Here is a 20237-nt window from a genome sequence, read left to right as displayed (position 1 = left end):
GTCTTTTCTAACATCTATTTACTTGTCATAACGCTTTCTTCCGAGTTAAAGTTATATTTGTAATTAAATATCTCGGGGGTGCCAATCGATGAATGCTAGATTAGAAAATTTAATGCAATGGCTAAAAGAAAAAAACGTAGAAGCTGCGTTCTTAACTTCTACACCGAACGTCTTCTACATGACGAACTTCTACTGTGAACCGCATGAAAGATTACTTGGTATGTTTGTATTCCAAGAAAAAGAACCTATTTTAATTTGTCCTAAAATGGAAGAAGGTCAAGCACGTAACGCTGGCTGGGCACATGAAATTATCGGATTTACTGATACTGACAGACCATGGGATATGATTGCAAAAGCAATTAAAGACCGCGGCATCAATGCAAATGCAGTTGCAATTGAAAAAGAACATTTAAACGTAGAGCGCTACGAAGAATTAACGAAATTATTCCCAAATGCAGCTTTCAAATCAGCTGAGGAAAAAGTTCGCGAACTTCGTTTAATTAAAGATGAAAAAGAACTTTCTATTTTACGCGAAGCAGCTAAAATGGCGGACTACGCTGTTGAAGTTGGTGTAAATGCAATTAAAGAAAACCGTAGCGAGCTAGAAGTATTAGCAATTATTGAACACGAATTAAAAACAAAAGGCATACATAAAATGTCATTTGATACGATGGTATTAGCGGGTGCAAACTCTGCTCTTCCACACGGTATTCCTGGTGCAAACAAAATGAAGCGCGGTGATTTCGTACTATTTGATTTAGGTGTAATCATTGAAGGTTATTGCTCTGATATTACACGTACAGTAGCATTCGGCGAGATTTCTGAAGAACAAACTCGCATTTACAACACTGTACTTGCTGGACAACTACAAGCAGTTGAAGCATGTAAACCAGGTGTTACACTTGGCGCAATCGACAACGCTGCTCGTTCTGTTATCGCAGATGCAGGTTACGGTGACTTCTTCCCGCACCGCCTTGGTCACGGACTTGGAATTAGCGTACACGAATATCCAGATGTAAAAGCTGGCAACGAGTCTCCATTAAAAGAAGGTATGGTCTTCACAATCGAGCCAGGTATTTACGTACCAAACGTAGGTGGCGTTCGTATTGAAGATGATATTTACATCACAAAAGACGGATCAGAAATTTTAACGAAGTTCCCGAAAGAATTACAATTTGTAAAATAACAAAAAAGGCAGCTTGGTTGCTGCCTTTTTCTATTTCTCTACTATTTCAAATTTCTCTACAATCATTTTTGCTGGATAACTTTCAAGTATTTGAGAAAACCATACTTTTATTTTATCCCCTGTTTTTAACTGTTTATATGCGTCTTTGTCCTTAAAGCTCAAGACTATATGTGATGGATGCTCTTTATTCATTTGTTGTTCTATATAATGTTGCAACTCTACTTTTGTTTCAAACGTTTTATCATCGGCAAAAAACACCGTGTCATTTCTTAATATGATATACCCTTCTTTAGGTACTTTTTTTACCTCTACTTGTTTTGTAGTGCAAGCTGATAATATGATTAGAAATACACTTATAAACATTAATTTTTTCATATGCCTATTCATTTTTAACTCCTTACTCTAGGCTATTTCAAATTTAACACCATCTTCTCCTCATACTTATCATCCCATTTAATCAAAACCTCTATCGGTTCATCTTTAGATAAAGGCGCACAACTTACACAAGATGATTTCATTTCAATCTTTGCTCCTTTATGATTTTCTGACGTTTGTGTCATTGTGCTAAAGGCTCCATTAATAGCAATCTCTAAATTTTTAAATTCTGTATTCCCATCTCCGCCTTTGTACTGAAACGTAAACACTCCATCTTCACTGTCGTCCTTAATATGGCCCTTATATTGTCCCGTCCAACTTTTGCCCTCGCTAGAAAAAGTAACATACCAAATCGAACAACTCCCTAAAAAGAAAATACTAATGAAAAAGAATAATGCTCTCTTCATAATGCCCCCTCCATTCAAAAACACTTATTTATCCCGTATTAACGGACAGTAAGATCCCCACATCAAAATTCGGTGAAAGCAAAGAAGTTAGGTGGGGAATCCCCCACTGATTAAAGTTTCACTTCATTGCCTATTCCTTCCTTTTATTATACTATTTAAATACAGAATTTTCTAAAATAGGAGGGTTTATATGTTACAACAACAATTAGAAGAAATTCGTAATAATAATTACATACTGGATAACACACTTAACATTGATTCTTTAAGTTCTAATATGCTTGAACATATTGGCGATACTGATAGCTATTTAAGGGACAAACTCATCTACTCTACTTTTTATCATCTCATCAAGAAGGACTACCTTTCACACACACAATTACAGAAACTATTATTAGAAAGCATCGGTGAAAAATATTTATTGTATAAAATTCATTCAGATGACGAAGATGCTGTATTTACTCGCGCATTTACCACCTTATTAATTGCGCTCATTATAGATGCAGATACAAATCATAATTTCTTATCACAAACTGATATTTCAAATGTAAAAGATCAATTAATTCTATATATGAACAATGAACATGATTTCCGCGGATATGTTCCAGACCACGGCTGGGCACATAGTATCGCTCATGCTTCCGATACATTTGAGGCGCTTGTTCATAATCCTAAACTAGAAACTTTACATTACGAAGAGATATTAAAAACTTTGTTAAACAAAGTTTTTGTCCATTCTATCTACTACAAATATGAAGAAGACGAGCGTCTCGTTTATCCGATTGTCGCAATGCTGCAAAATGACCTAAAAGAAGAAATACTCATATTAGCCCTTCGTGACTTAGCAGCTCAATTACCGGTCCAAAAACAAGTACTACCTATTGAATCGTACGAGTTTCTATATGGAAATACAAAATCTTTCTTACGTAGCTTATTTTTCAGATTACGTACAATGTCTATATGTAAAGAAACTGAATACGAAATTGAAAAATTGCTACAAGAGCTTCCAAAATATTATTAAAAAAGAAGGCCACTCAAAAAGTGCCTTCTTCTATTTCACTAATATTTAATTGAAATTTCACGATCCAAACTGAGAAAAGGTGGACAAGAAGCGCAAACGCCATACATGCTCCACTTAAAAAAGTTAGTATAGGATGCGAATACACGTGCCCCAATCCATAGGATATCGCCACGAAAAACATTGTTATGTAAATATAAATTGCTCCATGTATTTGCCTCATATAAACCTCCTTTTCCCATATTATAACATAAATTTTCTGATTATTCACATTAATTACTTGTAATCAATATTTCTCAACTGTTACACCTCTTACAGCAGCCTTAATATACGGTGACCCTTGTAAACTTTGTAAATCCTCTGTTTTTCCTGTTACGACTATACCGTATATTGGTAAGTCTTTTGGTTTGGTGTTTTTTATTTCTTTATCCCGCATTAACGGGCAGTAAGACCTCACATCAAAATTCAGCGGAAGCAAAGAAATTAGGTGGGGGGCGGACTGCCCGTAAAAGCCCGATTGGTGAGGGCTGATAATCAGTGGGGGATGAACCACTCCACTGATTAAAGTTTCACTTTATAGTTTATCCTAAAATATTCTCGATATCCCTCTTTATTTTCACTTAAAGATATTCAAATGCAGCTTTTATAAATTTTTTCATAATAAAAAGCACATCCATTTTGATGCGCTTTTCACATATATTTTAGTAAAATATGAATCATTTTTTTGAAGCAAAAACTCCCACTCCTCTCTCCCCATACTATCGTTATGACTTAGTTGCCATAATAATTGAACGAGGATAGAACTCCAACTTTTCATAAAACGATACAGCTTCATTTCCATACACTACTGTTAATTCAATTTCATCTATCTTCTTCGCTTTAAACCATTCCACTGCACTATTCATTAATTTTAAGCCAAATCCGTTTCTTCGGTATTTTTCATCAACGAATAAAACTTCAATCTTTCCGCTTACACTTTTACTATACGCTATACAAAACCCTAATATATCATCTGTTTCCGCCTCAACTAATAATTCAATTCTATATTCTCCGTAATTTGAATTCTGTTTATAATTTTCAATACGTTCCTCAAATGTCATTCTTGGATAATCACCAGAAAAATGTTTTGATTTATTATTATGATATTCATGTAATTTATTTAAAGGTTCTCTTATTATTTCTATTTCACCGAGAGTGATATATTTATTACTAATTTTCATCCTACAGCATCTCCAATAATATATATTCCAACAAAAAAGAAGATCATTTTACGGTTATAAAATAACAATCTATTATTTCATCGCTTCCTTCACAACATCTTGAATCATAACAACTTCTGTTTTCATATCAATAGACGGTGCTTCTCCATCTCTTATTTCCCGGAAAATTGTCTCAACGTACATTTTTTCGTCGTTTAATGTCAAAAGCACTTCTTTCAAATTGTCATTAAGAAGCTGCATCCATTCATCTACTCGATGACTCTTACCAGGCTTAACTTTAAATCTTGTTAATTCTACATTCATTTTTATTCCCCCGTTTTCTTACGTACAAACAAACTATATTCTATTGGATGATAAAAACTTAATTTACTAGCTAATTTTCGCGAAGGAATATTGTCTACATAACAATCCCAGCTCGGTATAATGTCATTTTGCATGCAATGTTCAATGAACCTTGTCGCAACAGCTTGAGCTAATCCTTTCCCTTGATGCGCTTCATGTGTTGCAATATCTATTTCAGCAAAACCATTCCCGTTAAATATTGAGACACATTCAGCTACAATTATCCCATCTTGTTCTATACAAAATCCAAAACCACTGTTCAAAAACGTTTCTTTTGATCCCCAATACTCTTTGTAGTACTCCTCTTTAAATTCACTGCTGCGCTCTATATCTCTTCTATCAATACGCTTCACTTCATATGTATTTTTGTTAAAATCTCGTTGACTCTCTTCAAAGGTTACGCTTTGAAATTTCATTCGCGGGATGTTCCGAAGTACATTACTAAAACGCTCTTCTATCATCATTTCCCACTCTTCACTCGAAGTGAACAGTGTAAATCTCTTCTCTGTTTTTTCAATAGCCGTTTTTAAATATGAAAATAACTCTTCGTTATAATTTTGATCATCCGTATCACCAAATAAATAATAGATACCATTAGCTGTAATAATTAATCCTGCTGTTAATTGCCCGTTTATAAAAACCTCACCATCTATCATTTGATCACATACCGCATAAGCAAACGTCGTCGTTCTTGTATTACCTTCTAAAACCGGAAGAACTTTTCTATAATCGGCTACAGATAATTTTTTCATAATTGCTCCACTTTAATCGTATCAGCCTCTATATGTTCAAAACAAAGATTTACCGTTCTCTTTAATGCTCTTGTTCTATGAATCGTACATGCTGGAATTAAAATAGAATTATTTGGCTTTAAAACCGCTGTTTCTCCATCTTCAAAATCAATAAGTAATTCTCCCTCTAGCACAATAAATAATTCATCCGAATTAGAATGATAGTGCCAATCATATTCACCAGTAAATACAGCGATTCGTAAACAATGACTGTTTATATTTGAAACGACGAAGTTTTTATGTTGATCTTGAATGTCTTTTGTTAATTCTATTAAGTTCACAGTTTCCATATTTCATCCCATCCTTTCGTTAGTCGTTCTTCTGAAAAATTAACTTAATCTCCACCATCACTTGAGCTACTACAATCACTACTACTGTAGTGACCGAATCCACTTGATGTGCTTGAAGTGTATGAAGATTTTTTGCTTCTTTTTCTATCTTTTTTACTTTCATGACTAGGCCATACTGTATCAAAAAATATAACGAATAAGACTAATTCTATTGCAACAAGGATAAATACTAAAATACTCTCAATAATATTAGGAGTTATCTCAAAACTGTAAAACACTCCAAATGAATACATACACAAAATTACATACAGAGCCATACAAATATACCGAAATGATTTCTCTATCGTAATGACTACTTTCTGTGAAAAAGGTATGTTCTGTTCCTGTTTTTTCTTTATGTACTTTTGTCTTTTAGCTTGCTTTTGCTTCCTTTTTTTACTCCCCATTGAATCCCCTCTTTTATTATATAATTCTAAATTATCATAATAAAAATCGATTTACACCAATAAAGTGAAACTTTGATCAGTGGGGGTTTTATTCATCCCCCACCTAACTTCTTTGCTTCCGCTGAATTTTTGGGTGGGGGTCTTACTGCCCGTTAATGCGGGATAAATAACAATTATTCACATGTTATTTCCCCATATAAAAAAGACCCTCCTTATGAAAAGGAAGGTCTCAAATGTATTTCTATTATGATAAAGCAGGAGCTTTTTCAAGTAGCTCTTTCGCATCAGCGTATTGTAAGCCGTGAGCTTCTGCAACTGCTTCGAATGTTACATATCCATCTAATGTGTTAATACCTTTTAATAATGCAGAGTTGCCTAGGCAAGCATCTTTATAGCCTTTGTTAGCAATTTGTACTGCATATGGTACTGTTACGTTTGTTAATGCAAGAGTTGACGTACGTGGAACCGCACCTGGCATATTAGCAACTGCATAATGAACAACGCCATGTTTTTCGTAAGTTGGGTTGTCATGAGTTGTAATACGATCAGTTGTTTCGAAAATACCACCTTGGTCAATCGCAATATCTACAACGACAGAACCTGGTTCCATTGATTGAATCATTTCTTCAGTTACAAGTTTTGGCGCTTTTGCACCTGGAATTAATACTGCTCCAATAACAAGGTCAGATTCTTTAACAGCTTCTGCAATGTTGTATGGATTAGACATTAACGTTTTTACTTGGTTACCGAAAATGTCATCTAGTTGACGAAGACGTTCTGCACTTAAGTCGATGATTGTTACATCCGCACCTAAACCTACTGCAATCTTAGCTGCGTTTGTACCAGCTTGACCACCGCCGATGATTGTTACTTTGCCGCGTTTTACCCCTGGAACGCCTGCAAGTAAAATACCTTTACCGCCTTTGTTTTTCTCAAGGAATTGTGCACCGATTTGTGCGGACATACGACCAGCTACTTCACTCATAGGTGCAAGTAATGGTAAAGAACGATTGTCTAATTGTACTGTTTCGTATGCGATTGATGCAACTTTGTTATCGATTAATGCTTTCGTTAATTCTGGTTCTGGAGCTAAGTGTAAGTATGTGAATAAAATTAAACCTTCACGGAAATAGCCGTATTCACTTGCTACTGGCTCTTTTACCTTCATAACCATATCTTGATTCCATGCTTCTTCAGCAGTTTCTACAAGTTTCGCACCAGCTTGTACGTATTCTTCATCCGTAAAACCAGATCCTAAACCTGCTCCTTTTTGAACAAAAACTTCATGACCATTTTGTACTAAATGTACTGCTCCCGCTGGCGTCATTGCCACACGGTTTTCATTGTTTTTAATTTCTGTTGGAATACCGATACGCATGATTAGTTCCCCCTTGAGTTATGAAATGACCCCTGAATCATTTTTTAAAGCGCTTTCTACGCTCTTATATTTTAACATAATATCTCAATATTTGACAAAAAATAATACAAGTTTTCCGATAGATTTAATTTTATATTAAAAGACAGTATTATCCGCACCTCTCAGCACACTGGATAAACTGTCCAATTATTTGAAACTTCATCTTATTTTATTCTATCGATGTCTATGAATAACATCCACTGCACCAGTCACTTCAATAATTGTACCGGTAATCATATCGGAATCGTCCTCACATAAAAACGAAATGGTTCTTGCAATATCTTCACCTGTTCCAGATCTACCAATCGGTGTGTTATGCTCTTTCAGCTGACGTGCTTCTTGAATAGTTGCCTCTTTCATATCGCCTATAATATCACCAGGACATACCATGTTCGCAGTAATACCATACTCCGCTTCTTCATAAGCAACTGTTTTCGTTAATGAAACAAGTCCTACTTTGGCCGCTGCAAAAGCTGAACGATAAATCCATCCCGGTGCACTATCCGCCCCTTGAAATCCGTAATTAATAATACGGCCAAAGCTCTGTTTTCTCATGACCGGAACGACAAGTTTTAATAAATGAAATACCGCTGTTAAATTTCCCTGAATCATTTCATTCCATTCATCTTCTTCATAATCAACTAACTTTTTTCGTTCAAATACATATGGACCAGCATTATTAATTAAGAAATCAATTTTGCCAAAACGGCTTATCGCTTCTTCTACCATTTTATGTAAATCTTCCTTTTTCGTGACATCCGCTTGCACGAATTGTAGACGCTCTTCCATATTTTTATATGTTTCTTTCAACTTTTCCATAGCCGTGATATCGCTATGATACGTTACTGTTACTGAATATCCTTTAGCCAATAACTTTTCTGTTACTTGCTTTCCTAAACCTTTCGTACCGGCTGTAATGAGCGCGTGTCTCACAAACATGCCTCCTTTTAAATTGCTATACTTCATATGTAACAAGTTCTCGCTCCAATTACAACTAAAATGAATTGAAACAGAGTTTTCAAAATTCTGTAACGTTTCTGGCAAGCACGTTACCAAAATTTGTTTTATAATTAAGTTGTAAACAGTTATAAAACAGATTGGGAGGAATTTACTATGAATAATACATATACAAATATTTTAATCGCGGTGGATGGTTCTAAAGAAGCAGAAAAAGCTTTTAAAAAAGCAATTCAAGTCGCAAAGCGCAACAATGCAACATTAACAATCGCTCATATCGTTGATGTAAAAGCGTACTCAGCAGTAGAGGCTTATAGCCGTGCAATTGCTGAACGTGCAAATCTATTTGCAGAAGACTTATTAGAAGACTACAAAAAAACTGCGCTTGAAGCTGGTCTTGAAAAAATTGAAACTGTATTAGAATTTGGTAACCCTAAATCTAAAATTTCAAAAGAAATCGCTCCAAACCATAAAGTAGATTTAATTATGTGTGGTGCGACTGGTTTAAATGCTGTTGAACGCTTCCTAATCGGTAGCGTCTCTGAACATATTATTCGCTATGCGAAATGCGATGTCCTTGTTGTTCGTGGTGATGAGGAGCAAGGTGATCTTTAATTTATAGATAAAACACCAAGTCCACATGGGCTTGGTGTTTTTCATTTCACATATTTCACTATAAATACAAGACAAGCCACAATAACAACAGTAATTGCTAATACATAGGGAGGAAGAAACTTCAAAGACCATAATGCCATCATAATCGTCGCAACCGTTAAGTATGCTTACTTTGCATCTTCTGTCATTTTTTTACGAAGTAAGAAGACGTACAAATAGCCAATTGGCGGCGTAATGAAGCAAAGAACATATATGATTTTTGATTTTAAATACCATTTTTGTTCTCCAAGTTTCTTTATATCCCCTTCTATTCTCTTATGCTCTTGTTCTCTCGCCTCTTCTACAAGCGGGTCTTCCTCTTCTACAAGCGGGTCTTCCTCTTCTCCTCGCTTTTCTTTCATATAAGGAAGAAAGTGCATAAAAAAATAGTATGCGAATACGAACGCTCCAAACCCAATATTTAATCTTTCTAATGGAATATGCTCACTAAAAAAAGCAGCAGTAAGCACTAAAGACAAACAGTACGTCATCATCCAAAATGAACGTTTTCTCTTTTTCCGTTCCATTTCTTTTTTATCTTGTACATGTTTTCTTTTCGAAAGCCATATTGAAATACAGCAATCTACTACAAATAGAGAAAAAATAAATATCGCAACGTGTACTGTTTCTACATTTCCAAATGAAAATACGTTTTGGAATGCAACATACAATACAATTAGCGTGTACAAAATTAGCCCTATAAAATAAAGTGAAACTTTAATCAGTGGGGGGTTTTGTTCATCCCCCACTGATTATTAGTTGAACCAATCGGGCTTTTACGGGCAGTTGATCCCCACCTAACTTCTTTGCTCTCGCTAAATTTTGAGGTGGGGGTCTTACTGCCCGTTAATGCGGGATAAATACGTCTCATTTTCCATCCCTTTCTTATTTCCTAACATTACGTTAACATACATTTTTTAGAAATAGACGGACAAAATATATATGTGTAAAAAAGGAGGATGCTATATGGATGATTCTGAACGCATTATTTTAGACGTGAACGGCAAAGAAATTGAAATGCTAGATAAGATTCGCACTCATTTTAAAGAAAAACATGGCGTTGAACTAAGTAATGGTGCATTACTTCGTGATTTGATGGATATTGAGTATATTCGAATTACAGAAGATCGACATAAGTATGATTAAAAGAAAAACGACTGCAGGCGAATGCCATCAGTCGTTTTCTTTCTTTATTTAAGCTCTTGATGCTTCTCGCCCATACCACCTTGCTCATTGCTATCTTGGTGTACAGTTAGTTTATTTGTTTTCGCATCTTTTAAAACTCTATATGTATATGATTCATTTGGTTCATCTTTAAACTGCACATTCATTCCATACGAATCCATTTTGCTATAAAAGGCCGGTTTTATGTATGCAATATCACTTTCTTTATATCCTTTATCTTGCAAATGCCACATCGTTGCGATAATCGCTTCTTCTCGCTTTTCTTTTTCACCAACATACATATATTTGTCCAAAAGAAACACTTTAGCATTTGCAATTAAACTAATTACCAGTACAATGATAAACACTATTTTTTTCATAGACTTCCCCTAAATTGTTATTTTTTACTACATTGTAACTTAAATGCTAGTAAAAAATAAAGTACGCCAGACTTTACTAGACTGGCGTACTTCCCAACTCAATTCTTAATAACTTCTTTCGTTAACCCCTTCGCCTTTTCCAAAGCGTTTTTGATTTGTTCAAACCCTGTCCCACCAGCACTATTACGACGCTTTACAGCCGCATATGGTGAAAGAACTTCATACAAATCTTCTTCAAATAAAGAGCTCATTTCTTGATATGTTTCAAGCGGGACATCTAATAAATAAATTCCTTTTTGTGTGCAATGTAGCACTAACTTCCCAACAATTTCATGAGCTTGACGGAATGGTAGTCCTTTGTTTGCTAAGTAGTCGGCAATTTCTGTTGCGTTTGAGAAATCTTGCGTCACAGCTTGCCCCATTTTTTCTTTGTTTACAGTCATCGTTTCAAGCATGCCCGCCATAATATGAAGGCATCCTTCTACTGTTTTTACTGTATCAAACATTCCTTCTTTATCTTCTTGTAAGTCTTTATTGTAAGCGAGCGGTAATCCTTTCATGACTGTAAGTAAACTAAATAAATTACCGTACACTCTGCCTGTTTTACCACGAATTAATTCCGCCATATCCGGATTTTTCTTTTGTGGCATAATGCTGCTTCCCGTTGCGTATTGATCGCTCATTTCAATAAATTGAAACTCTTGGCTACTCCATAAAATAAGTTCTTCGCAAAAGCGTGATAAGTGCATCATGAGCATAGATGAGTTACTTAGGAACTCCAGTATGAAATCACGATCGCTTACTGCATCTAAACTATTTTCATAGATTCCATTAAATCCAAGAAGCTCCGCACTATATTCTCGGTCAATCGGGAATGTTGTCCCAGCTAATGCTCCTGCTCCTAATGGTGAAATGTTAATGCGCTTTAATGAATCTTCATAACGATTCACATCACGCTCTAACATCCAAAAGTAAGCGAGAATATGATGAGCAAATGAAATTGGCTGCGCACGCTGCAAATGCGTATAACCAGGCATAATGGTTTCAATATTATTTTCTGCTTGATGAACAAGAACAGTTTGCAATTGTTTTGTAGCTTTTATAATATGTTCTACTTTTTCTTTCAAATATAAATGCATATCAGTCGCTACTTGATCATTACGGCTTCGTCCTGTATGAAGTTTCCCTCCTACTTCACCGATTTGTTCAATTAACATTTTTTCAATGTTTAAATGAATATCTTCCGCTTCGACCGAAAAATGCAATTTATTTTGCTTCGCTTCTTCTAATAAATATTGAAGACCTACCTCGATTTTCTCGGCTTCTTCTTTCGTAACGATGCCTTGCTTTGCTAGCATCGTTACGTGTGCAATACTTCCCTTTATATCTTGATTTACTAATTGTTGATCGAAGGAGATGGATGCTCCAAACTCTTCAACCCACGCTTCCGCTTCTTCCGTAAAACGTCCGCCCCAAAGTTTGCTCACGCTTCCACCTTCTTTTGATTCACTTGGCTGTATACTTTCGTCGGTAAACCAAATAATGAAATAAATCCAACTGCTGCATCATGATTAAATTCATCTTGAGCAGTATATGTTGCTAATTTTTCATCGTATAAAGAGTATTCAGATTTACGTCCTTCTACAATCGCATGACCTTTAAATAATTTTACACGCACTGTACCTGTTACATTCTTTTGCGTTTCTTGTAAAAATGCATGAAGCGCTTGTTTTAAAGGAGAGAACCATAAACCGTTATAAATAAGTTCTGTTATTTTCTGTTCAATCACTGGTTTAAAATGTGCTACTTCTTTTACGTGTGTTAAATCTTCCAACTCTTTATGTGCAGTGATTAACGTCATTGCTGCTGGGCATTCGTATACTTCACGAGATTTAATACCGACAAGACGATTTTCTACGTGATCGATACGTCCAACGCCATGTTTTCCAGCAAGTGCATTTAACGTTTTAATTAATTCTGCAAGTGAATATGCAGTACCATTCAAAGTCGTCGGTACACCTGCTTCAAATCCGATTTCTACAAACTCTGGTTTATTCGGTGTATCTTCTAATGCTAATGTCATCTCATATGCCTCTTCTGGTGGTGCTGCCCATGGATCTTCTAAAATTCCACATTCGTTGCTGCGTCCCCATAAGTTTTGATCGATTGAAAACGGGCTATCTAAATGAATCGGAATTGGTACATCGTTTTCTTTTGCATATGCAATTTCTTCTTCACGTGACCACTTCCATTCACGTACAGGCGCAATCACTTCTAAGTAAGGATTTAATGCTTGGATAGAAACTTCAAAACGAACTTGGTCATTTCCCTTTCCTGTACATCCATGTGCAACTGCAGTTGCACCTTCTTGTTCTGCGATTTCTACTAATTTCTTCGCAATAAGCGGACGAGATAATGCAGAGACAAGAGGGTATTTCCCTTCGTATAATGTGTGTGCTTGCATCGCCATCAATGCATATTCATTCGCAAATTCTTCTTGGACATCCACCATATATGATTTAATTGCACCAACTGAAAGTGCCTTTTCTTTCACAAACCCTAAGTCTTTTCCTTCCCCTAAATCTAAACAAAGTGCGATAACATCATAATTCTTCTCTTGTAACCATTTAATTGCAACGGAAGTATCAAGACCTCCGGAATATGCTAATACAACTTTTTTCTTCTCCATTTTGCATCCCCCTAAAGAATAAATATTCATTTTCTTTTATAATAATTCAAACTTTAACACCTTTTACAAAATGTATCAAGAGTCATTTTCAAATTTTTTCAAACAATTTCGTCGAACTTCTTTCTGTTTTTCTGTACAATATAAGCAGGAAAACGGGGGTGAACTTATGGAAAAGTATTTCTTATACGATAATCATCTAGGAATTGAAATTCCGCATTTACAAGAAGATTGGGAAGATATCCCCGAAAAAATGCAGCATGCTATTTTACTAAAATGGGAACAAATTCGCGGGAAAATTCCTGATCGTATAAAAGAACTTGAGCACTATATTAATACAAAACAACATCATTTAAATAACGAAGAAGACTTCGAAGTTTCTTGTAAACTAAATTCAGAAATTGCCGATCTTGCTTCCATCATTAATGACCTTTGGCTTTGGTATCGACTCACTCAAAATGTATCTGAGGGGAAAGCACACCAATGAAAAAAGCATGCCCCTCAATTACTTTGGGTCATGCTTTTTTGTCGTAACATGATTTACAATATATCTCTTGTGCTGTTTTCGCCAAACACACATCAAATGGACCAACTAATATACTTCTTTCTTTCGGCAACTTTACAAAAGCAACAAGTTCTTCTTCATATTGAATTTTTTTCTGACATGAAACGCATATTAATTCTTTTCTTTTGAACATGTCTTTTAGCATATCTTCACTCTCCCCTTCATCTATCTATATTAATATTCTCTCATAATAGTTAAGAGTTGTAAAAAAATGACACATTTCGAATCGAATGATTCATATACTATGTACAAAAGGAGGTCTAAAGCTTATGCGTGCTTTCGTTATTATCGCTTTAACTTTTTTAAGTGTAATTAGTTGGGATGCATTTTTTAAAGATAAAAGTGATGAAAAGAACACAACGGAATAAAACCCTTTTTTTCTTACTTATTGGACAAACCGTTACAAACTGTCCAATCCTCTGAAATAACTTAGGCTTTGCTACAAAAATATTTAAACATAACATTTTTTGTAGATTCCCTCCGTTTATTGTCGGTTTCCATCCGCATACATTTTTTAAAAGTATGATATAATAGTATAAATCTTGAAGGAAGGGATTTTGATATCATGATCGCTCGAAGGAGCATGTGGCATCGTATTGACGAATCATACACGTAGCGTATTTTTCAGCTCAGATACTTTAGTCTAGCGAAAAAAATACGAGAGTGGGGAAATTATGATTGCCCGAAGGATAATTTGGCAAAAAAAAGACTCTTCTTACACATAGCGTTTTGTTTAGGACTTAATTGTTACTAACTAAACAAAACAAAGAAGAGCAGGATTGCTAAATGACGAATCCTACTCCACGTTTTGTTTAGTCGTTTTAAGACTTAAACTAAAACGAAGGTAGGGAGAATTGATGGACGAGAGGATTATTCGTTATTTCTTCAGCGACATATAGCGTAGTTAGTTTTTTCGTAAACTAACTGAAAGCTACATGTGAGCTCGTAGTTAGTTTACAACACAAAAAGGACTACTAACTACGGAAAGAAGGAATAACGATGAGGAACATCCAAAGTCGGCAAATTATTAAAGAAATTTTTATGGTTTTAATCGGTTCATTTATTTTAGCAGCAGCGCTATATCACATTCACTTCCAAAACCACTTAACAGAAGGTGGCTTTGTCGGAATTGCACTATTCATTCAAAACTTTTATGATATTTCACCATCTATTTCAACTGTATTAATGGATATCCCAATTATTTTACTGTGTGCTTCATTTTTGGGTAGAAAAATGGTTGGCTATTCATTCTTAGGTTCTATTTCATTCGGATTATTTTATTCCTTAATGGAAAATTATTCTCCATTTACGGTAGATTTATCAAATAATTTATTTATAGCTGCAATAGTTGGCGGTGCGTTAGCTGGTATTGGACTCGGTTTTATATTGCGATTTGGCGGTGCAACCGGTGGAGACGATATTTTAACAATTGTATTAAGTAAACGAACTCGTTTTACAATTGGGCAAATTTTCTTCGTCTTTGACGCGATTGTTCTTGCGCTTTCATTATATTATTTAAGTTGGACAGAAATTGCTTTTACTATTCTTTCGATTGCCGTACAGGCAAAAACATTGGATTTAATTTATTATCCAAAAACAGAAAAAACAGCAGAAAAGCAGCCAGTATCTGTTCCAATGTCCAAAAAACATGCAACAAATTAAAAAAGCGAAAGGCTTCGGCCTCTCGCTTTTTTTATGCTCTTTTTTCTTTCTCCACTATATGGCGCACTTGATAAAATCTATTTGCAAATTCAGTAACGTTTCTTGTTAAACGATAATTCACTGTAGATCCAATTGCCATTCCAATTACCGGTATACCTTGGAATAATTTACGACGAAGAGCATAAATCGAAAATGTCTTCAAAATTTGTTTTAACACAACCTCAGTAGAAGCTGTTTGCAACACTGCTTCGTCTCCTTCGTAGAAGAACGAATCTTCTTGTTCCAGCTCTTGCAATAAATTGTACCATGCGTATTGCTGAAGTCTTCCTGGTAGTAATGACGCATGAAACACCTTTAACGCAAGCATCATTTCATACGGCTTGTTCACATCATGTCCAAATGATGTGGCAATAAGTTGGACTGCCTTCACATTTAACGCGATCATAACCGGAAAATCCGCCGTTAATAATAATAAACCTCCAGCACCTGTTGCCCCGCCTTGTACAAATGAATATAGACGATGACGTGCTGTTTGCTGCTCTGCTATGTATGTTAATTGATCAATAGATAATGCTTTCAAATCTTCAAGCTGTTCAATCGATTCATCAAATAATCTTGATGTTCCTAAAATCCGATTACGTGCATCTAACTGTGCTTGTGAACTTTGAATAAATGCATGCAAATGAAAGAGCCATCCATCTGCTTTCGTGAAGAATTCTTTTCGCTTTTTCTCAGGTAATTTCGCAACTGTAGTATGTAACCATTTATCAAACACTTTTTGAAAATCGGTCGCTTCTTGCTCAACTAATTGCGCTTCCCATTCTTTTATATTGTCTAAAATGGCTTGTTCTCGCTTCGATCGCATCGTAACAACCACCTCGTTCGATTTTTTTCTATTGTAACATATTTCTGCTTATTCTTTACAAATATGCTTGTATATCTCTTTTCACATACCCTTTATAAGCGACATAAAATAATAGCAAAAAGGATGAGATGCTTCACATGAATCTATCCAATCTAAAACAAAATTATAACGCAGAATTCAGCTTAGGAAAAAACTGCTGGCCTACTTGGGCATTATATCAATTAGAATTATCACCATTTTTTGGTGTTATTGATTTTATGCTAAGTCCTTCATTAGCGAAAGTAAATTTATTATTCCAAAATCGATTTGACCGCTTTTTAAATTAAGAAAATTTATCCTTCATCTCATTTTGGGATGATGATGCAAAATTAAGATGAAGGGACAACCTTTATGAAATTGACTCCTGTCATGACTTTAAAACAGATGTAAACACACCAACTACTTGGCCTTCTTATACAGAAATTAAGTTAAACTACGAACATCGAACTAATCGTTTTCTAACTACAATTGAAACGGCAGAATCCATATTATTTATTCGAACTGGAGGAACATACGAAGAAGCATGTTCCCTAGAACAAATTTCATCTCAAATAATTACACATACATTCTCTGTCCTGTTACTAATTCCTGCCGATATACCAACTATCACTCAAGAAGATTGGGGATTACAACATACTTGCGTTATGAAATGCCCGATTATGGATGTATACCAATACAATGAAGCATTTTGGAAAGACTTATTTGATGGAATTACAGTTAGACCGCACACTTAAATACAGAATACTTTTATCACACCATACATTATAATCTTCCTTATACAAAACAAATAAGGAGTGATTCTATTATGTATCCACGTGCAAAAGCTTTCGGTCTTGCTGTACATCAAGATCGCCTTCTCGTACAAGAATATTATACAGAAGGCGAAACATATTATCGTCCTCTTGGCGGTTCCATTGAACTTGGTGAAAAATCAGCACATACTGTTATTCGGGAGTTTAAAGAAGAGCTTCATACAGAGATAGAAATCACCAATTATTTAGGTTGCTTAGAAAATGTCTTTCATCTAGATGGGGGCATTGGTCATGAAATCATTCAACTATATTCTTTGCGTTTATTAGACACCTCACTATATGAAATGGAAATATTAAATATACAAGATGAGCAAGCAGTAACGTATGCGAAATGGATTCCTATTAAGGCATTCATTCAGAAAGAAAAAGTATTATATCCGGATGGAATTTTAAAATACATCCAAAAGAAAAAAGACGAAATCCTATAGGATCTCGTCTTTCTTTTTATATATTAACCAATATCTCCAAGACGTAGTACGTCACGAGCAATCATAACTTCTTCGTCAGTTGGAATTACGATAATTTTTACTGGAGAGTGTGGGAAGCTGATGAATGCTTCTTCACCGAATACGTTATTACGTTTTACATCGAAGTATACGCCCATGTACTCAAGGCCTTCTAATACGCGCTCACGAATAATCGCACTGTTTTCACCTACACCAGCTGTAAAGATGATTGCGTCTACACCTTTCATACGAGCTGTGTAAGAACCGATGTATTTGTGGATACGGCTTACGAATACATCAAGTGCTACTTTCGCACGGTGGTCGCCTTCTTCTTCTTTCGCAATGATGTCACGTAGGTCACTAGAGTAACCAGTAAGACCTAACATACCACTCTTCTTGTTTAATACGTTAACTACTTCTTCTACTGTTTGGCCTGTTTTTTCCATGATGTATGGAATTAACGCAGGGTCAAGGTTACCAGAACGTGTACCCATTGTTACACCAGCAAGTGGAGTGAAGCCCATAGAAGTATCGATAGATTTACCGCCTTCTACTGCTGCGATACTTGCACCGTTACCTAAGTGACAAGAAAGTAAGCTTAAGCTTTCAATTGGACGACCTAATAATTCAGCCGCACGCTCAGTTACATATTTATGAGAAGTTCCGTGGAAACCGTATTTACGGATGCCGAATTTTTCATAGTACTCATATGGTAAGCTGTATAGGAATGCAGATTCCGGCATTGTTTGGTGGAATGCTGTATCGAATACTGCTACTGCTGGTACGTTTGGTAATACTTCTCGGAATGCTTTAATACCAACAACGTTTGCTGGGTTATGAAGTGGTGCTAAATCGCTTAATTCTTCGATATCAGCTAATACTTCATCAGTAATTAAAACAGAGTCAGCAAATTTTTCGCCGCCGTGAACAACACGGTGACCGATACCGCCAATCTCATCTAGAGATTTAACGATTCCGTTTTCAGTTAATTTTTTAAGAAGCATATTAACTGCTACTGCGTGATCTGGGATGTTTGTAATTTCTTTTTGTTTTTCGCCATCTACAGTAATAGTGAAGATACTATCTTCTAAACCGATACGTTCTACTAAACCTTTTGTTAATACTGTTTCACTTGGCATTTCAAATAATTGGAATTTTAAGGAAGAGCTTCCTGCGTTAATCGCGATGATTTTTGACATCTAGTCTTTCGCCCCTTTTTCTCTTGGTAGTTGTGTGGATGTTTCCACAAACCGCTCGATTTTATCTAATCAAATTTACTAAATATGAAAACGTTTCATCATTAGCAAATTTTATACTCACGATTTTAATTTAAACATCGTCCGACATATATTTCAAGTGAAAAAATTGTAACACCAAGAAAAAATATATATTACAGATTTCAAAAAAATTCAGTTAAATCTAGTATATATTAAAAAATATGACATATTATATAAAACTGTACTACATGAATCACTAACTCTGTTACATATACCCAGCTTTATTTATGTGTTGCAAACCAAGTATTTAATTGATCCATAATGTTCTCCATCGCCTTCATGTTAGAGAATTTAGGCAACTCCACTAATAACGCCTGTTTTGGCATTGTTACATTAGAGCCTTTCTTTTGGAGAACAAATATACTTTTTGCATTTTTCTCGTTTTTAAACATGGAAACAGGAAGCTGCAATAACCCTTGAATAAAGCATGTTTCTTTAATAAATGCATGTAATTTTGGTGCCTGGTCACTTTCAAAAATGAAGTTTGGTACTAAGAAGAATAAGTACCCGCCCTCTTTCGTATGTTTCACACTTTGTTCAATAAATAAGTGATGAGCATACGACATTCCTTCATCTGCTTTTAATTTATATTCACTGGCACCGATTTCGTTTGGATAGTAACCAATCGGTAAGTCTGAAACGACTGCATCAACTGGATCGATATAAAGTGGTGCTAGTCCATCTTGATGGAAGAATTCGATTGCATGCTTCTGTAAATTTGCATTTACTAAAGCAAGTTTAATTAGCACTTCATCCACTTCTACACCAAATCCACTCATTGTTAGTCCTTCTTTGGCGCTATTAAACACTGTAGTCATTAAATTTCCTGTTCCAATTGCAGGATCTAAAACTGTAATTTCGTTTTGACCTTGCATAAATTTATGGAATAAGTAACTCATGAACATCCCAACTGCATCAGGCGTCATTTCATGATTCGCTTGTACGCCTTCTTTCATTCCTTTTAAGATGGCTAACTGAAATGCTTTACGAATTTCTTCACCTTTATATGTTTCTTCATTAAACGTACTATATTCACGATTCAGCCTTTCAATTGCCGATTCGGATAATTCCTCTTGTAAAATCGCTCCCTCAAACAAGTTATCACCTGTTTCTACAAGCGCCTCTAAATATGTCACATCTAATTCTTTACGTAAAACTACCGCAGAAGAATCAAAAATAGAAAATAATGTTTCCACTGTCTGACTCACGTACATTCCTCCTTCTCTCTTTTACACATAACT

The 20237-nt window shown here is 35.3% G+C and carries 24 protein-coding genes and 3 pseudogenes; 8 read left to right on the top strand and 19 right to left on the bottom strand.

Features of this window, described 5'->3' with window-relative positions; genetic code table 11:
- Positions 1–88 precede the first annotated feature (88 nt).
- Complete coding sequence (gene pepQ, locus N2V92_RS11885; protein ID WP_000994053.1) at positions 89–1186, top strand: Xaa-Pro dipeptidase; 1098 nt, start codon at positions 89–91, stop codon at positions 1184–1186.
- A gap of 30 nt (positions 1187–1216) precedes the next feature.
- On the opposite strand, the gene N2V92_RS11880 is transcribed toward pepQ, so the two are convergent.
- Together N2V92_RS11880 and N2V92_RS11875 are read right to left on the bottom strand one after the other, a co-directional pair.
- The gene (locus N2V92_RS11880) at positions 1217–1573 is read right to left on the bottom strand and encodes a DUF3221 domain-containing protein (protein ID WP_001079383.1); all 357 of its coding nucleotides are present in this window, start codon (positions 1571–1573) and stop codon (positions 1217–1219) included.
- Positions 1574–1593: 20 nt separating this feature from the next.
- A complete protein-coding gene (locus N2V92_RS11875) occupies positions 1594–1968 on the bottom strand; it encodes a hypothetical protein (RefSeq protein WP_000816722.1) in 375 nt (124 codons plus the stop codon).
- 190 nt (positions 1969–2158) lie between these two features.
- On the opposite strand from N2V92_RS11875, the gene N2V92_RS11870 reads away from it, so the two are divergent.
- Positions 2159–2986, top strand: a complete 828-nt coding sequence (locus N2V92_RS11870) for a DUF2785 domain-containing protein (protein ID WP_000941471.1) — start codon at positions 2159–2161, stop codon at positions 2984–2986.
- Between the two features lie 13 nt (positions 2987–2999).
- Here the strand turns inward: N2V92_RS11870 and N2V92_RS11865 are convergent, their stop codons facing one another.
- From N2V92_RS11865 to N2V92_RS11825, 9 genes and pseudogenes are all read right to left on the bottom strand, one after another.
- On the bottom strand, positions 3000–3206 hold the full coding sequence (locus tag N2V92_RS11865; protein WP_001248905.1) for a hypothetical protein: 207 nt from the start codon (positions 3204–3206) through the stop codon (positions 3000–3002).
- A 63-nt stretch (positions 3207–3269) separates the two neighbouring features.
- Positions 3270–3410, bottom strand: a pseudogene (locus N2V92_RS11860) (anti sigma factor C-terminal domain-containing protein); the annotation flags it as partial.
- Positions 3411–3747: 337 nt separating this feature from the next.
- Positions 3748–4203, bottom strand: coding sequence for a GNAT family N-acetyltransferase (locus N2V92_RS11855; RefSeq protein WP_000703677.1), 456 nt, complete (start codon positions 4201–4203; stop codon positions 3748–3750).
- Between the two features lie 72 nt (positions 4204–4275).
- Complete coding sequence (locus N2V92_RS11850; protein WP_016077224.1) at positions 4276–4506, bottom strand: DUF6176 family protein; 231 nt, start codon at positions 4504–4506, stop codon at positions 4276–4278.
- A gap of 2 nt (positions 4507–4508) precedes the next feature.
- Positions 4509–5297 (bottom strand): GNAT family N-acetyltransferase, encoded by a 789-nt coding sequence (locus N2V92_RS11845; protein ID WP_000736717.1) that lies wholly within the window; start codon positions 5295–5297, stop codon positions 4509–4511.
- Complete coding sequence (locus N2V92_RS11840; protein WP_000450934.1) at positions 5294–5626, bottom strand: cupin domain-containing protein; 333 nt, start codon at positions 5624–5626, stop codon at positions 5294–5296. The genes N2V92_RS11845 and N2V92_RS11840 overlap by 4 nt, the downstream gene beginning before the upstream one ends.
- 44 nt (positions 5627–5670) lie before the next feature.
- Positions 5671–6072, bottom strand: a complete 402-nt coding sequence (locus N2V92_RS11835) for a hypothetical protein (RefSeq protein ID WP_016077223.1) — start codon at positions 6070–6072, stop codon at positions 5671–5673.
- A 244-nt stretch (positions 6073–6316) separates the two neighbouring features.
- The gene (gene ald, locus N2V92_RS11830; RefSeq protein WP_001219401.1) at positions 6317–7450 is read right to left on the bottom strand and encodes an alanine dehydrogenase; all 1134 of its coding nucleotides are present in this window, start codon (positions 7448–7450) and stop codon (positions 6317–6319) included.
- A 213-nt stretch (positions 7451–7663) separates the two neighbouring features.
- Positions 7664–8455 (bottom strand): SDR family oxidoreductase, encoded by a 792-nt coding sequence (locus tag N2V92_RS11825; RefSeq protein ID WP_033668923.1) that lies wholly within the window; start codon positions 8453–8455, stop codon positions 7664–7666.
- 147 nt (positions 8456–8602) lie between these two features.
- Here N2V92_RS11825 and N2V92_RS11820 point away from each other — a divergent pair, with 147 nt between their 5' ends.
- Positions 8603–9061, top strand: coding sequence for a universal stress protein (locus N2V92_RS11820; protein WP_001066672.1), 459 nt, complete (start codon positions 8603–8605; stop codon positions 9059–9061).
- A 41-nt stretch (positions 9062–9102) separates the two neighbouring features.
- On the opposite strand, the pseudogene N2V92_RS11815 reads toward N2V92_RS11820, so the two are convergent.
- A pseudogene (locus N2V92_RS11815) lies at positions 9103–9822 on the bottom strand (hypothetical protein).
- A gap of 244 nt (positions 9823–10066) precedes the next feature.
- Here N2V92_RS11815 and N2V92_RS11810 point away from each other — a divergent pair.
- Complete coding sequence (locus N2V92_RS11810; protein ID WP_000342753.1) at positions 10067–10246, top strand: hypothetical protein; 180 nt, start codon at positions 10067–10069, stop codon at positions 10244–10246.
- A 44-nt stretch (positions 10247–10290) separates the two neighbouring features.
- Here N2V92_RS11810 and N2V92_RS11805 read toward each other — a convergent pair whose 3' ends face one another.
- The 3 genes from N2V92_RS11805 to N2V92_RS11795 all read right to left on the bottom strand — a co-directional run bounded on the left by N2V92_RS11805 (position 10291) and on the right by N2V92_RS11795 (position 13333).
- Complete coding sequence (locus N2V92_RS11805; protein WP_000724672.1) at positions 10291–10644, bottom strand: DUF3139 domain-containing protein; 354 nt, start codon at positions 10642–10644, stop codon at positions 10291–10293.
- Between the two features lie 98 nt (positions 10645–10742).
- The gene (gene argH / locus N2V92_RS11800; RefSeq protein ID WP_016077221.1) at positions 10743–12131 is read right to left on the bottom strand and encodes an argininosuccinate lyase; all 1389 of its coding nucleotides are present in this window, start codon (positions 12129–12131) and stop codon (positions 10743–10745) included.
- Positions 12128–13333 carry an argininosuccinate synthase gene (locus N2V92_RS11795; protein WP_000412339.1) on the bottom strand — a complete coding sequence of 402 codons (1206 nt, stop codon included), beginning with the start codon at positions 13331–13333 and terminating at the stop codon, positions 12128–12130. The genes argH and N2V92_RS11795 overlap by 4 nt, the downstream gene beginning before the upstream one ends.
- Positions 13334–13499: 166 nt before the next feature.
- Between N2V92_RS11795 and N2V92_RS11790 the strand changes: the two genes are divergently transcribed.
- A complete protein-coding gene (locus tag N2V92_RS11790; RefSeq protein WP_000417222.1) occupies positions 13500–13817 on the top strand; it encodes a hypothetical protein in 318 nt (105 codons plus the stop codon).
- 28 nt (positions 13818–13845) lie between these two features.
- Here the strand turns inward: N2V92_RS11790 and N2V92_RS11785 are convergent, their stop codons facing one another.
- Positions 13846–14040, bottom strand: a complete 195-nt coding sequence (locus N2V92_RS11785) for a hypothetical protein (RefSeq protein ID WP_000910278.1) — start codon at positions 14038–14040, stop codon at positions 13846–13848.
- An 854-nt stretch (positions 14041–14894) separates the two neighbouring features.
- Between N2V92_RS11785 and N2V92_RS11780 the strand changes: the two genes are divergently transcribed.
- The gene (locus N2V92_RS11780; protein ID WP_016077220.1) at positions 14895–15557 is read left to right on the top strand and encodes a YitT family protein; all 663 of its coding nucleotides are present in this window, start codon (positions 14895–14897) and stop codon (positions 15555–15557) included.
- A 31-nt stretch (positions 15558–15588) separates the two neighbouring features.
- Here the strand turns inward: N2V92_RS11780 and N2V92_RS11775 are convergent, their stop codons facing one another.
- The gene (locus N2V92_RS11775; RefSeq protein ID WP_001256853.1) at positions 15589–16422 is read right to left on the bottom strand and encodes an EcsC family protein; all 834 of its coding nucleotides are present in this window, start codon (positions 16420–16422) and stop codon (positions 15589–15591) included.
- A gap of 137 nt (positions 16423–16559) precedes the next feature.
- Here N2V92_RS11775 and N2V92_RS11770 point away from each other — a divergent pair.
- Both N2V92_RS11770 and N2V92_RS11765 read left to right on the top strand, forming a co-directional pair.
- Positions 16560–17195, top strand: a pseudogene (locus tag N2V92_RS11770) (DUF1796 family putative cysteine peptidase).
- 71 nt (positions 17196–17266) lie between these two features.
- A complete protein-coding gene (locus tag N2V92_RS11765) occupies positions 17267–17701 on the top strand; it encodes an NUDIX hydrolase (RefSeq protein ID WP_016077219.1) in 435 nt (144 codons plus the stop codon).
- A 23-nt stretch (positions 17702–17724) separates the two neighbouring features.
- Here N2V92_RS11765 and ackA read toward each other — a convergent pair whose 3' ends face one another.
- Entirely contained in the window at positions 17725–18918 is a 1194-nt protein-coding gene (gene ackA, locus N2V92_RS11760; RefSeq protein ID WP_000034583.1) for an acetate kinase, read from the bottom strand.
- A gap of 299 nt (positions 18919–19217) precedes the next feature.
- Entirely contained in the window at positions 19218–20204 is a 987-nt protein-coding gene (locus tag N2V92_RS11755; RefSeq protein WP_000084365.1) for a class I SAM-dependent methyltransferase, read from the bottom strand.
- Positions 20205–20237: the final 33 nt, after the last annotated feature.

This window comes from Bacillus sp. CH_48 (genome assembly GCF_038008465.1).
Lineage (GTDB): Bacteria > Bacillota > Bacilli > Bacillales > Bacillaceae_G > Bacillus_A > Bacillus_A thuringiensis_S.
Note: the sequence above shows the minus strand (reverse complement) of the source record. Positions and strands in the feature narration are given on the sequence as shown.

What these genes read in the sequence shown, in the direction of transcription:
- N2V92_RS11820 (WP_001066672.1), top strand. Translation starts at nt 8,603, where the DNA reads ATGAATAATACATATACAAATATTTTAATCGCGGTGGATGGTTCTAAA.
- N2V92_RS11875 (WP_000816722.1), bottom strand. Translation starts at nt 1,968, where the DNA reads ATGAAGAGAGCATTATTCTTTTTCATTAGTATTTTCTTTTTAGGGAGT.
- N2V92_RS11840 (WP_000450934.1), bottom strand. Translation starts at nt 5,626, where the DNA reads ATGGAAACTGTGAACTTAATAGAATTAACAAAAGACATTCAAGATCAA.
- N2V92_RS11795 (WP_000412339.1), bottom strand. Translation starts at nt 13,333, where the DNA reads ATGGAGAAGAAAAAAGTTGTATTAGCATATTCCGGAGGTCTTGATACT.
- ald (WP_001219401.1), bottom strand. Translation starts at nt 7,450, where the DNA reads ATGCGTATCGGTATTCCAACAGAAATTAAAAACAATGAAAACCGTGTG.
- N2V92_RS11775 (WP_001256853.1), bottom strand. Translation starts at nt 16,422, where the DNA reads ATGCGATCGAAGCGAGAACAAGCCATTTTAGACAATATAAAAGAATGG.
- N2V92_RS11785 (WP_000910278.1), bottom strand. Translation starts at nt 14,040, where the DNA reads ATGCTAAAAGACATGTTCAAAAGAAAAGAATTAATATGCGTTTCATGT.
- N2V92_RS11855 (WP_000703677.1), bottom strand. Translation starts at nt 4,203, where the DNA reads ATGAAAATTAGTAATAAATATATCACTCTCGGTGAAATAGAAATAATA.
- N2V92_RS11805 (WP_000724672.1), bottom strand. Translation starts at nt 10,644, where the DNA reads ATGAAAAAAATAGTGTTTATCATTGTACTGGTAATTAGTTTAATTGCA.
- N2V92_RS11850 (WP_016077224.1), bottom strand. Translation starts at nt 4,506, where the DNA reads ATGAATGTAGAATTAACAAGATTTAAAGTTAAGCCTGGTAAGAGTCAT.
- N2V92_RS11765 (WP_016077219.1), top strand. Translation starts at nt 17,267, where the DNA reads ATGTATCCACGTGCAAAAGCTTTCGGTCTTGCTGTACATCAAGATCGC.
- N2V92_RS11810 (WP_000342753.1), top strand. Translation starts at nt 10,067, where the DNA reads ATGGATGATTCTGAACGCATTATTTTAGACGTGAACGGCAAAGAAATT.
- N2V92_RS11865 (WP_001248905.1), bottom strand. Translation starts at nt 3,206, where the DNA reads ATGAGGCAAATACATGGAGCAATTTATATTTACATAACAATGTTTTTC.
- N2V92_RS11835 (WP_016077223.1), bottom strand. Translation starts at nt 6,072, where the DNA reads ATGGGGAGTAAAAAAAGGAAGCAAAAGCAAGCTAAAAGACAAAAGTAC.
- pepQ (WP_000994053.1), top strand. Translation starts at nt 89, where the DNA reads ATGAATGCTAGATTAGAAAATTTAATGCAATGGCTAAAAGAAAAAAAC.
- ackA (WP_000034583.1), bottom strand. Translation starts at nt 18,918, where the DNA reads ATGTCAAAAATCATCGCGATTAACGCAGGAAGCTCTTCCTTAAAATTC.
- N2V92_RS11780 (WP_016077220.1), top strand. Translation starts at nt 14,895, where the DNA reads ATGAGGAACATCCAAAGTCGGCAAATTATTAAAGAAATTTTTATGGTT.
- N2V92_RS11870 (WP_000941471.1), top strand. Translation starts at nt 2,159, where the DNA reads ATGTTACAACAACAATTAGAAGAAATTCGTAATAATAATTACATACTG.
- N2V92_RS11880 (WP_001079383.1), bottom strand. Translation starts at nt 1,573, where the DNA reads ATGAATAGGCATATGAAAAAATTAATGTTTATAAGTGTATTTCTAATC.
- N2V92_RS11825 (WP_033668923.1), bottom strand. Translation starts at nt 8,455, where the DNA reads ATGAAGTATAGCAATTTAAAAGGAGGCATGTTTGTGAGACACGCGCTC.
- N2V92_RS11790 (WP_000417222.1), top strand. Translation starts at nt 13,500, where the DNA reads ATGGAAAAGTATTTCTTATACGATAATCATCTAGGAATTGAAATTCCG.
- N2V92_RS11845 (WP_000736717.1), bottom strand. Translation starts at nt 5,297, where the DNA reads ATGAAAAAATTATCTGTAGCCGATTATAGAAAAGTTCTTCCGGTTTTA.